Genomic DNA, 12732 nt, shown 5'->3' with positions numbered 1-12732 from the left:
GTAAAATTTTAGTTAAATCAGCTTCCGAAATGGAAAAAATCCTACCATAGCCACTCCGAATTTTCCTACGTAAAAGCGCCAAGATGCTAAAAAAGCGTAACACTTTCTACACCACCCGACTTGTTTCGGTTAATCAATTTCCATATTCTCATTATCAGATTTGTAATGATGAATCGTTAGCTCGTTTGTCTTTCCTTTTCTCAAGGTAGATGACAAAGAAAACGGTAACGAGTACTGAGACTAGAATATTCAATAAATCGAAGATCGGTAAGTAATAGACAATCACGCCAATAATCAGTGCGAGTAAACCATACAACGGTCGTTTATAAGCAAATTGTCCAAGAACGGCTCCGAAGATTGCAGGCAGAACATAAAGGAACGCCGTCTCAACAGCAGGTGGCAAAATGGAAATAAGAAAAGATCCAGTAAGGACCGTCGTTGCGATGATGAACATATTTACAAGGCAAGCAACGGCGATGCCTATTGTACCTGCAATTTCCGCCTTATCAGACCCAGTCTGAGCGTTCACTGCACTTTGTGCCGCTGTCGAGCAAGGTAAGCATAAGTTTGCGATGTTGCCTTGCATAAATGCAAGATACGTCCCAGATACTCCGAGTGTTGGATAATAGGTAATTGGCTCTAATGCCACATAATTCCTATGAAACTTGCATAACCAATAAGTCCAGCGATGATAACGTCCCATCCAGGGTGAGCGCCGACGACAAATGATAGATAGAAAGGTGCCAAAAGTGTCGTCATAATCATACTAAGCAGTGTCACACGCCCCCAAAAATGTGATCGGCTATGAAAAGCTTTCATCGTATTCCCCTCCGTTATAATAGTGTCGTCACATAACCAACGGTCATTCCGATAATGAGCGAAAACCCAAGTGCCCATTCTTTCAACCACAGTTTCTCAACTCGATCGGCAACAATCATGATGATGACCATAGCTCCAGCTGCTGAGAGTGCTGTTAGGGCATGGTTCATGCTCTGGACCATTTCCTCTGTTGTCAAGAAGCCGAACACACCGAGCAACGCTCCTAAAGAAACGAGAGACATCATTTTTGTACTTTTCTTCGAAACTTTCTCCTGAATTCTTCCTAAGGATTTCGTAAATAGCAATGTAAATAAGAGCCAACCGGTTCCACCGAGACACATCGTCCAGACGACAGAGGTTAGCGCTTCATACGAAAAGTTTTCGCCGCCCAATTGTACTCCATACGTACTTGCGCCAATTCCAGCGGCAGCTGTTTCAGTCGCTGCCGAACCAATGATTCCAATTCTCATCAGTGTAAGTGGAGACCCAATCAATGTAATAATTGCAATGACAACAATTGCGATGCCAAGCGATGGACCTACACCGCTAATCAGTCCAGTCTTCGCTGCGCTTTGCATATCTTTGGATTGCAACCCGACGGATTTACCTGCTTGGACGGATATGAGCAAAAACATGATTGCTTGAAAGATAACGAGAGCGACGACGATAAATACAATGAGCCAAAGTATAGTGCTGTTCGCTAATTCCATCGTTTCTTGCATGTACCGATCCCATTCCTTTCTTTAGAAATAGTTGATTTTTAATTATCTGAATATAATGCTGTATCATACACTTTCATAGAAGAAAAGTAAATAAAAGGAAAGGTGGATCATTATTTTGCACGTAATTATCAAGATCTAAGACTATAAGCCATATTTACTTTTTTATAGCAATCGATTCGTCGAGACGAACAAAATGAATAGAAGTCGAATGGGTTAGCGGGGTTGAGCGAATGCTCTTGTTATGTGTATTTGAATAAAAGTATAGATGATCTATTTTTACATCGTAAACAATCAAACAATAGAACCTATTTTAAGGACAGGTTATCGTTCATCAATAGGGATTTTAGTTCAGTTTTTTAATAATCATATGAGTGATTTTCTCTTTAGAATAAATACCTAATTTTTAAAATTTTGTTATTAGTGTTACGATCTGTTTACCAAAAGATAAAGAAAGTAACAATTAGTAAAGTAATCAATGATAATGTGGTGATTTAAATGATGTTAATGCGTAAGAGTAATTATGTTGTAAAAAAATGTATTTTTTTAAGTTTATTTATTTACATATTATTTTTTATTTTCTATTTTTTATCCTCTCCTACTTTTGCAACATTTGAAGATCGAATTGAAGTAGAGATCGAGTTCTCAATTCAAGGTGAAGAAGTGAAATAAATGGATAGGTGGGATGCTTGTGTTAGCACGTATTGGAAAGTGGACGAGCAGTCTAATTACAGGAATGATGTTTGTATTGTTACTCGCTACACTATTTACGGTCATTACTTCACATGCGTCAGAAGGCGAACCGTCGCTATTCGGATATGAGATTAAGACCGTTTTGTCTGGATCCATGGAGCCGGGCATCCAAACCGGTTCGATTATTGCCATTGAGCAACAAGAAATAACGACAAACTTTAACAGAGGAGATGTCGTGACATTTTTTGGCCCTGAAGGGGTACTTGTCACCCACCGTGTTCACGAAGTTATTGATAACGGTCAAAGCTATATTACAAAAGGGGATAACAACAATGCTCCAGACACGTCCCCAGTGATGGCCGAAGACATTGTCGGAAAATATACTGGGTTTACCGTTCCATTTATCGGTTCTGTCATTATGTTTGCCACATCTGAGTTAGGAGCTGTGCTGTTGTTAATTGTTCCAGGTGTGCTATGTGTCATTTACTCAATAATCATTATTTTTAAGGCATTAGATCAAGTTGATCAGATGGCTAAAGGTAATGCTGATGTAACCCCTTCGGTGTCTACGTCTGAACATGAGACGTTACATAAATAAATCTCTAGGAGGAAGCAATCATGACGGTAAAAAAACAGCTTGGGATGGGAGTTGCAACTGCAGCTCTAGGGTTGACGCTAATCGGTGGTGGAACGTATGCATTTTTTAGCGACAGTGTCACAACGAACAACACGTTTGCAGCGGGTACGTTAGATTTAACTGCAGAGCCTACGGAAGTGATTAATGTGGATAACATTAAGCCTGGAGATTCTATGATTCGAGACTTTGAGTTAGGCAACGATGGTCATTAGACATTGGACTCGTCACGTTAGAGACAGATTATCGCGTGATTGATGCACAAGGAAACAACACAGATGATTTTGGAAACTTTATTGAGGTGGAATTTTTATACAATGTGGACAATCTTGATGAAGTGATCTACCAAACGACACTTAGCGAGCTACAAGACATGTCACCGGAAGCCATTAGTGAAAACATCTTCTATCCTGAATTGGGAGATCAAGGACTGCCTGTTGGTGAAACGCATGACCTTGTTGTCCAATTTAATTTCTTAGCAGATGTAGAAGAAGATTTAAATCAGTTCCAAGGAGATTCATTACAACTCGAATGGACATTTGTGGCAACACAAACGACGGGCGACGATAACCGTTAACTTTACTTCACTTATCATTCATTTGGCCCTCGTGATTAATCAATGTCACAGGGCTTTATTCAAACAGTAAAGGAGGGGCAATATTGAAGAAAATAATCGTTTCCGCAGCACTAGTGGTGAGTTTACACGTTCCAAATTTTGCGCAGGCAAGTGAAGGTTTGAGTGAATTTCCAAATCCAACAGACAAACAGTCCTGGCAGTTACCAAGAGACATGACGTGGGATGATTATAAACCAGTCCCTGGCATTGACTGGCACAACCCTGAGGTTGAAGCAGATCGAGAAATACGTGGCGCTTTAATTTTAGTTGATTTTCCAGATCAAGAGTTTATTTTGACGAACGAGCAAGGGAGTGACCCAGCTGGAAATCCTATTGGCGCAAGCGAAATTTCCGAAGAAGAGCTTGGGCAATGGTGGGTCGACTTTTTGAACACACCGCAAGACTTAAATAATGGACGTACCGTAGATGAGTTTTGGCGTGAAAACTCGTATGGGAAATGGAGTGTTGAACTCGATGCGTTCGGAGTCTATACAATGGATCATAAAGAGTTTCAATACGGATTGAATGAATTTGGTCAGCAGCAACATTTACCTGAAGGATATGGACCCCAGCGTCTCGTTCCTGATGCACAAGCTGCTGCTCGTGAGGATCTTGAGGCATCAGGTGAGGATTATGATTTTGAGTTCATCATTCATGCAGGTTACGATGAATCCGCACTTTGGCAAGAGTTTGGTGAGATGATGTTTGAAACAGCACAAGATGTGAGCGATGAATTTGGCTCACCGTTCGAGGGTCATCCAAACTATACGACGACGCGCTACGTAGATTGGACGTCTTGGTTTGCTGCGAGAAGTATCTGGTCACATGCGTACCGGGGAGGGTCTGTACAAGCGGAAAATAGTGGGCAGTCGGTGTTTGCTCATGAGTTTGGCCATATCGAAGGGTTGGGAGATAACTATAACAACCCGTATGCAAACCCGGTGTCTAGGTCTTATTCAGGCCCGTGGGAATTAATGAGCCGAGGCGCATTTAATGGACCAGGTGGTCCGCACACACGGTGGATGATCCCGGCAGTTGAAGGGTCTAGCTCGCCGTCTCACCACATGTTACGGAATAAAATTAAGCAAGAGTTCGTGACGGAAGGTGAAGAGTATTTGCAAATTGATCGCGATGACCTCAAGGACGGTCCAGTCTTTGAAAACATTTTGACAAGAGCCGTTCCAACGGGTGAGAATTTTGGGCGGGATGACTATATCGGCATCAACATTACGATGGACGAAGACAAAACGCCTAGAAATTATTTGGAAGATGACTGGCGTGCCGATATGCAACAAGGGGAAGATTGGTACGATAACTACACGTTAGAAGTCGTTGACCAAGTCGGTTTTGATTCGTTTCAAATGGACTCCGGTGTGTTGGTAGCAAAAACGAAGGATGAAGAGCGAGCACCGTTTATTTGGGTCGTTGATGCACATCCGGAAGATATTCAAGAGGTCGATTTTGTTCGACCGACCGGCACCATTCAAATGTTGTCGAAAGGGGATTATCAGCAGTTAGCGGATGCATTATTTAAAGCAGGCACCGGCGAAGGTGTTGTAAGTGAATATGTGGATGAACATAATCGCCTCCATTTTTATGTATTGGACAAGCACTATGATGACGTTGGTGCTTTATCTTATCGTACGGCCGTTCGTCATCTTGATTATGGCGGGGATTACACGAGAGAAATGAATGCGACTCATCAAACCATTGACCATGCTTCACCTGGGAACATTGAAACCCACACATTTACGGTTACAAATGATGGAGAGGCGACAGACCTTTACCGGTTGGATGTAGATGTCGATGAAGAAGTTGAATATACGTTCGACCATCACGTCATTGAAGTGGGCGCTGGTGATACTGTGGAAGTACCCCTTTACGTTCGGGTTCCAGAGGAGATTGATGCTGCCATTGAATATACGTTTACCATTGCTTCAGAAACAGATGCAGACGTCGTCGAATCAATCCAACAAGATATTGGTGTATCAGCCAGTACAATTTTGGCACTCGTTGATGAGTTAGAAGAATCCGCTTTTTATTCGGAACAAGCGTACCGGATCGCGAGAACCCATATGACCGCAGTTACTCACTTTGAGAATCGTTCGAACAGCACGAAAGTTGTGGAGCATACGAGAGGCTTTCAAGCGTTGATCGCACACCAAATGAATCAAGGAAATCTTGAAGAAACGGCTTTCGAGCGACTTGATCGGTTATCAGAAACGTTAATTACTAGATGGGAATAGATAAAGATTGGAGACATGATCTATGAAACTACGAAAAGCAACGCTTGCTGCTCTTGTAACTCTTCCAGCTCTATATCATCTTGACGAGACAGCAATCGCAGAAACGGCGGTATCTGATCATGTAATTGACGAGGGTGTATCCCAGCCGGTCTTCTCTTATGAAGATGCGATCAGAGAAACCATTTATGTGGAAACGGATTTAGACACAGATGGTGATGGAAAAAACGATAGAATCGCTGCGGATATTATCCGTCCTGCTGAAAGTGAAGAAGGTTTAGAAGTACCTGTCATCATGGTTGCTAGTCCATACAACGAAAACATGGGCCGCGGCGAGGAGTCGCAGTTAAAAGAGTATATTGATGGAAAGCCAGTTTCATTTCCATTATTTTATGACAACTATTTTGTTCCACGTGGTTACGCCGTTGTACACGTTGATATGATTGGGACGAGCCTTTCGGACGGTTGTCCGACGACAGGAGGGTATGAAGAAACTGAAAGTGTAACCGCCGTCATTGATTGGTTAAATGATAATGCGGATGGTTATGACATTCATGATGAAACCGCAGTTGCAGATTGGAGCACTGGTAAAGTAGGGATGTATGGGAAGTCATACGATGGTACACTTGCAAATGCAGCAGCAGCGACAAATGTTGAAGGGCTTGAAACCATTATTCCTGTTACGGCAATCAGTAGCTGGTACGACTACTATCGTGCAAATGGTAGCATCTACTATTTGAATGGACCGAACGGTTTGGCCAATCGCGTAGTGAACTCAGAACGTAGGGGAGATTGTCAGTTTGTATTCAATGGCATGAGGGATCTAATGGATGATGAATTTGGTGATTATAATGAATTTTGGGAAGAAAGAAATTACGTACCAGATGCGGATAACGTTACAGCGAGTGTTTTTCTCGTTCATGGTTTGAATGATCTGAATGTAAAAACGAATCATTTCGGACAATGGTGGGAGCAATTAGAAGAACATGATGTCGATCGGAAAATATGGTTGGCACAAACGGCTCATGCTGAACCTTTCGATTATCGGCGAGATGAGTGGGTGAGCACTGTCCATAGATGGTTTGACCATGAGCTTTTAGGTGTTGATAATGGCATTATGGACGAGCCAATGGCTGATGTGGAGCATGCAGCCAATGAATGGACGACGTATGACTCGTGGCCAGAGAGTAGCACCGAAGATGTGAAATTAACGATTGGACAAGGTAATGAGCACGGTCATTTGACAGATGTGCCGGTTCCATCAGGTGAAGAGCTTAGTTTTCGCAACCTTCCACTAACGGAGAGGCAACTTGCCGAAGATCCTTTAGCCGATCATGACCATCGTCTTGCATTTTTATCACCTGAGCTTGAAGAGGAAGTTCGAATAAGTGGAACTCCAGAGATCGAACTGACAGCTTCGGTAAATGGAGAAAGAGTAAACCTTTCTGCACTTATCGTTGATTATGGAACAGATGAACGGCTGGATCATCGGAGTGGTTCTAGCGGTATGCAAATGATTGAAGAGCAAACATGTTGGGGCGAAAGTTCTGAACATGACAGCGCTTGTTATTATGAACATGAATTGCTTACTCACGTGCAAGACTATGAAATTGTGTCCAGAGGATGGATGGATGCAAGAAATTATGAATCGGTTTGGGAAAGTCAATCGCTCGTTCCTGGGGAAACGTATTCGTTTAATTGGAACACGATGACTCATGATTACGTGTTTAAGCCAGGACATCGAATTGGTGTTATTATTTCAGGCAGTAACCGCACACATACACGCGCTGAACATAGCGATGTTGAGGTAACGGTAGATTTGAGTGAAAGCCTCATTTCATTGCCAGTTGTTGGCGGTAGTGACTCCATTGATTTTGGTTTAAGTGTAGAGAGTCTCATTGAACAAGTGGAGCAATTCAACCTTGAAGGCGCATTTTCTAATGAACGATCTGTACGCCAATTGCTTACACATCTGACCGCAGTCAAACATTTTGAACAGCGAGGAGACCGAGAGCGAGCGGTGCAGCACCTCGGTTCATTCCACCATCTACTACAAGGGCAACTTAACAATGGGGTCATTAATGAACAAACGTATAACGATTTAATCGCTCATACCAACGCTTTGCAATACAAATGGGAATAACAGATGGTCGCCGGCCTTTCGCCGGCGGCTTTTCATGTGAGAAAGTGTAAGAAGTACATATGAGGAGTTGTTGTACTGTCGGGGCAGGTTAATTATTATTAGGTTAAAACTAAAATATCGGAGAGTGAGTATATGTTAGAGCTTAGGCCCAAAAAAATACACATTGGTACAATTTCTCGTTTGTATGGGAGGATTTGAAACAATTTATATGTCGTAAAACAAGAAAATCTCACCATAGATTGTTCTATGGTGAGATTTCGTCCCATCCCCTACGCCCTGTGGACAGGGGGATAAGCTGCCCCCGAGGGTAGACGTGCATCGTTTAAGAATCGTCTTCATCCTCTGGTGGGTCGTTTTCTGGTGGTGGGGTTTCATTATCCTCACCGTCTTCTTGGTCATCAGGCTGTTCGTTATCCTCGTCAGAACTCCCGTTGTTTTCACCTTCGCCAGTAGAGTCACTTTCTTCTGGCTCTTGACCTTCAGTAGGGTCTTCTTCTGGCTCTTCAGGTGCTGGAACGCTTTCGGTCGGATTCGACGGGTTCGACTCTCGGCCCATCGTATCGACTGCGGCTACGTAGTAGCCTTGGGCAGGGTCAATGCCAGAAAAGCTCGTCGACGTATTTCCTTTCACTGAACCAACGAGACTGCCTGATGCTGTGTATACACGATAGCCCACAATGTCGCCATCGGAATGTTGCGCCCAGCTGATTGTTCCGCCACTTGATGACACTCCGGAAACTGCAGCTGGAGTATGGTCAAGTGCAGGGGCGTTTCGGTCAGGCACTAAATTCCCGGACAAACTGTCTGGCAAATAATCTTGGATATTCACACCGTCGAAGAACGTTGAGTTTACGGAAAAACCGGTGTCCGTAAATTCGGCAGGTGTTTGTTCATACGCAAGATAACTTTGACCACTAATCGTTACGTAGCGTGCGCCTTCTAGTGAGTCATCGGTTTGAGATGGCAAATAGTTGCTATTAAACAAATCGGTGTTCACAAGGCCAGCGTCGTAGCAACTTTGGGAAGGGAGTAACCCGCTCACGCCACAAATTGACTGTCGTACAATTCCTTCGGGTTGCTCGAATCGTGAATCGGTCAAGACGACGTCACGGTTTGTTTCAACAGTACGGTTCATAAGCGTTGCCCAAAGCTGTTGTTGACGTTGACTGTATTCGCCTTGAAGCGGTTGGTTATCTCCGTAGCCGATCCATAAACCGAAGCTCACTTTCGGATTCATGCCGACGAACCAATAATCACGGGCACCTTGCGACGTCCCGGTTTTTCCGGCCCAATCCCCACCGAAGTTTAACAGGCTAGGAATTCGCGATGCGGTTCCGTTTGAGAGGACATCTCGCATCATATCAATAGAAAGGTACGCCGTTTGCGGGGAGAACACGTCAATTTGATTGTGTTCATGCTCATAGATCACTTCACCCGTATGCGTCTCTATCCGTTCAATCATATACGATTCATTCCGCGTACCACCGGTCGCAAGCGTCGATAATGCATTCGTGTTTTCTTCAACCGTTGCATCAAAAGAACCGAGTGCAAACGACTCCGCAGCATAGTCAAGGTGCGGGGTGTAGCCAAGTTTTATCATATCATCGTACAAATCTTCTTCTGGCACTTGCCAAAATGTCCGTACCGATGGGGTGTTTCGTGAGTTCGTAATCGTATCTCGCACGGAAGGGATGCCGGCGTAAGAACCACCAAAGTTACTAACGGGACCTTGATCTCCCCCGCGGTAATTTGTTGGCACATCGGGAACGACGATGCCCGGTTGCACAACCCCGCGCTCCATCGCAGATCCGAACGGCATGAGCGGCTTAATCGTTGAACCCACGGACCGGCCTTCGCCAGTCGTAGCGTGGTTCCATGATTCTTTTTCAAAGTCACGTCCGCCGATAAAGCTTAAAATCGCTCCTGTTTCATTATCTTGTAACAAACCGCCCACCTGTTCAGGTTGTCCGTCATTCGTATTCGGACCGAACAATTCACTGTTGGCGATCGTGTCTTCCATCGCGTCATAAATGTCTTTATGAATGGTAGTATGAATGCGGTATCCGCCAAGTCGAAGTTCAGTGCTTGCGCGCTCGGTGTATTGTTGGACTGTGTGTGCACGGTCTTCATCTTCCATGTCACTTAAGTCAACCCCGTCTTTGTCCAATAGATAATCTCTAAGAATGGGGACGGTTCTGCGTTCTGTTTCGTTCGTAACGTACGGATAACTCTCAAAGCTGTTTTCTGGTGCATAATCCGTAATGTCTTCCATTAGGTCATACTCTCGAGCTGCTTCGTACTCTTCCTCGGTAATCGTTCCAGAGTCTAACATCCGGTAAAGAACGATATTTTTTCGTTGCATTCCAGCAGTCAAGTCCTCTTTCAAATCCCCACCGGACGTGAAGGGAGTGTATGAAAACGGATTTTGTGGAATGCCGGCAATATACGCGGCTTGAGGTAACGAAAGTTCCGAAGCCTCGACATCAAAAATCCCATTCGCTGCAGCTTGAATGCCTGCAATTTGTGTACCGGCCGCATTTCTACCGAATGGTACGATGTTTAAGTACGCTTCAAGAATTTCATCTTTGTCCATATAATTCTCTAAACGCATCGCAATTAAGATCTCTCTTGCCTTACGGTCAAAAGAAACTTCGTTAGATAGCATTTGGTTTTTCACAATTTGTTGGGTGAGCGTACTGCCTCCCGTTTGCATGCCTGTGTCGACGAACTCTTGAAACACTGCGCGCATTACTGCTTTTGGAACGATGCCATTATGTTCAAAGAAATATTCGTCTTCTGTCGCAATTAACGCGTCTTTCACGTGCGTAGACACTTCGTCCAAGCTTACTTCTCTTCGCTCAAGAATCGAAGGAAGTTCGCCTAAATATACGTCATCGGCGAAGTAAACGACACTCGTTTCTTCATAATTGTAAATATCTGCACGTATTTCTTCTTGTGTATATTCCGGCTCATCTTCAACTAAAGAAACGAAGTAGCCAGCACCGGCTGCACCGACAAATGTCGTTCCGAGCAAGATCGTCACGCTTAAAAGAATGAGAATGTTCCAAGCGACAAGGCTTGTAATATTTAACCCTTGTACATAGCGATTGTTTTGTATGAAATCAGCCCAGCGGTTAAACCTCTGCAATATATTTTTCATCGTTCACCCCCTAAGAAGATCACGCATATTATAGCATACTTTGTTATAGACTAAAGAACCGCTATCCAGGTTATTCGTGATGATTATGTACAATTCCTCTTCTAACCTTTCGTTCTTACGTGTAGGTTGCCATATCGATCGGGTTTACATACAGTTGACAGTGAACAATTGGCATGGTATAAAAAGATCATTGTCAATATAGGTAACGCGATGATGGCAACGAAGTAGTTTCTTGTGTACAGGTCCAGAGAGTCGACGGTCGCTGCAAGTCGATCCGGCGCAAGAGATGAATTACATTGCTTGAGCTTTCTAGGAAACGTATACTCTGCGTTAAAGAGCCGAGTGGAGAGCGGAAGTTCTCAACAAGGGTGGTACCGCGATACGTTCGTCCTTTTTAGGGGAGGGGCTTTTTTTTATGGACAAAAATAAGAGGAGGACGAAGATATGACAAGCGAATGGACATTAACAACAGAACAAAAGGAAGAAGCGAATCGCCAAGTCGAGGCGCTCATGAGAGGTGTTGTGGAGATTGTGCCTGAAGAGGCGTTCCGAGGGAAAATTGAGAAATCAATTGCAACAGGTAAACCGCTCAACATTAAGCTAGGCATGGACCCTTCGGCCCCGGACGTGCACATTGGCCACACCGTCGTTCTTCATAAGCTTCGCCAATTTCAAGAATTTGGACATCACGTACAAATGCTGATCGGCGACTTTACAGGCAGAATTGGTGACCCAAGTGGTAAATCTGAAACGAGAAAAGTATTAACGAGTGAACAAGTAGCAGAAAACGCCAAAACGTACGTCGAACAGTACGGCAAAGTGTTGGATATGGACAAAGCAACGCTCTACTACAACTCGGAATGGTTAAGCCAGCTAAACTTTGAAGATGTCATCAACTTAGCTGGGAATTTAACAGTGGCAAGAATGCTTGAACGTGAAGATTTCAATAACCGGTACAAGAACAACCAACCGATTTCCATTCATGAGTTCTTCTATCCATTAATGCAAGGCTATGATTCGGTGGCGATGGATACCGATATTGAGGTTGGGGGTACTGACCAAACGTTTAACCTTATGATGGGACGTCAGCTTCAAGATGCGTACGGGAAAGATAAGCAAGTTGCCCTAACGCTTCCGCTCATTGAAGGGTTGGACGGTGTGCGCAAAATGTCGAAGTCATTAAACAACTACATTGGAATTGATGAAGAACCGAATGAGATTTTTGGTAAATCAATGAGCATTCCTGATGAGTTGATGGTGAAGTATTATAAACTGGCAACCGATATTCCGATGGAAGAGGTTGAAGCTTTGGAGAAAGGACTTGGTGAGGGGAGCATTCACCCAAGAGATGTGAAACAACGACTTGGTCGCCGTTTTGTTGAAATGTACCACGGGGAAGCTGCAGCTGCCGAAGCTGAGAAATACTTCCAGACGGTGTTTACGAAACGTGCACTTCCTGAGGATTTGCCGGTCGTTGACTGGAAAGGTGAGCCGATCGTGTCCATTATTGATTTGCTCGTTGAGCTGGAATTACAACCATCGAAAGGCGAAGCACGCCGCATGATTAAAAATGGCGGTGTGAAAATTGATGAGCAAAAAGTCGAAGACATTCATGCAGAGATTACAATTGCAGACGATATGATCGTGCAAGTTGGCAAACGGAAGTTTGCTCAACTTAAGAAATGAAGAAAAAAGATGGGGAGCA

Annotated in this window: 8 protein-coding genes, 1 pseudogene and 1 other annotated feature; of the genes and pseudogenes, 5 read left to right on the top strand and 4 right to left on the bottom strand. The window is 43.9% G+C overall.

The annotated features are described in order from the left end of the window. Window positions 1–154: 154 nt before the first annotated feature. Genes JCM19039_RS12565 through JCM19039_RS12560 form a run of 3 tightly spaced genes read right to left on the bottom strand, consistent with a single transcriptional unit; the run spans window position 155 to window position 1541 of the window. Window positions 155–649 (bottom strand): hypothetical protein, encoded by a 495-nt coding sequence (locus JCM19039_RS12565; protein WP_052398769.1) that lies wholly within the window; start codon window positions 647–649, stop codon window positions 155–157. Beyond that, a complete protein-coding gene (locus JCM19039_RS22160) occupies window positions 640–819 on the bottom strand; it encodes a hypothetical protein (RefSeq protein WP_052398768.1) in 180 nt (59 codons plus the stop codon). The genes JCM19039_RS12565 and JCM19039_RS22160 overlap by 10 nt, the downstream gene beginning before the upstream one ends. 14 nt (window positions 820–833) lie before the next feature. Continuing rightward, window positions 834–1541 (bottom strand): DUF5058 family protein, encoded by a 708-nt coding sequence (locus JCM19039_RS12560; protein WP_042427672.1) that lies wholly within the window; start codon window positions 1539–1541, stop codon window positions 834–836. A 688-nt stretch (window positions 1542–2229) separates the two neighbouring features. Between JCM19039_RS12560 and sipW the strand changes: the two genes are divergently transcribed. The 4 genes and pseudogenes from sipW to JCM19039_RS12540 all read left to right on the top strand — a co-directional run bounded on the left by sipW (window position 2230) and on the right by JCM19039_RS12540 (window position 7867). Then, window positions 2230–2829 carry a S26 family signal peptidase gene (gene sipW, locus JCM19039_RS12555; RefSeq protein ID WP_373900392.1) on the top strand — a complete coding sequence of 200 codons (600 nt, stop codon included), beginning with the start codon at window positions 2230–2232 and terminating at the stop codon, window positions 2827–2829. 20 nt (window positions 2830–2849) lie between these two features. After that, a pseudogene (locus tag JCM19039_RS12550) lies at window positions 2850–3442 on the top strand (TasA family protein). 83 nt (window positions 3443–3525) lie between these two features. Continuing rightward, window positions 3526–5727: an immune inhibitor A domain-containing protein gene (locus JCM19039_RS12545; protein ID WP_238545032.1), complete on the top strand. Its 2202-nt coding sequence runs from the start codon at window positions 3526–3528 to the stop codon at window positions 5725–5727. Between the two features lie 22 nt (window positions 5728–5749). Then, window positions 5750–7867, top strand: coding sequence for a Xaa-Pro dipeptidyl-peptidase (locus tag JCM19039_RS12540; protein ID WP_042427670.1), 2118 nt, complete (start codon window positions 5750–5752; stop codon window positions 7865–7867). Between the two features lie 322 nt (window positions 7868–8189). Here the strand turns inward: JCM19039_RS12540 and JCM19039_RS12535 are convergent, their stop codons facing one another. Continuing rightward, entirely contained in the window at window positions 8190–11027 is a 2838-nt protein-coding gene (locus JCM19039_RS12535; RefSeq protein ID WP_042427667.1) for a transglycosylase domain-containing protein, read from the bottom strand. 201 nt (window positions 11028–11228) lie between these two features. Then, window positions 11229–11423, top strand: a binding site (T-box leader). Window positions 11424–11471: 48 nt separating this feature from the next. On the opposite strand from JCM19039_RS12535, the gene tyrS reads away from it, so the two are divergent. Further along, complete coding sequence (tyrS, locus tag JCM19039_RS12530) at window positions 11472–12713, top strand: tyrosine--tRNA ligase (protein WP_042427664.1); 1242 nt, start codon at window positions 11472–11474, stop codon at window positions 12711–12713. The last annotated feature ends 19 nt before the right edge of the window (window positions 12714–12732 follow it).

It is taken from the genome of Geomicrobium sp. JCM 19039 (assembly GCF_000698145.1).
Lineage (GTDB): Bacteria > Bacillota > Bacilli > Bacillales > Marinococcaceae > Geomicrobium_A.
The sequence above is the reverse complement of the archived record's forward strand: the minus strand, read 5'-3'. Positions and strand labels throughout refer to the sequence as shown.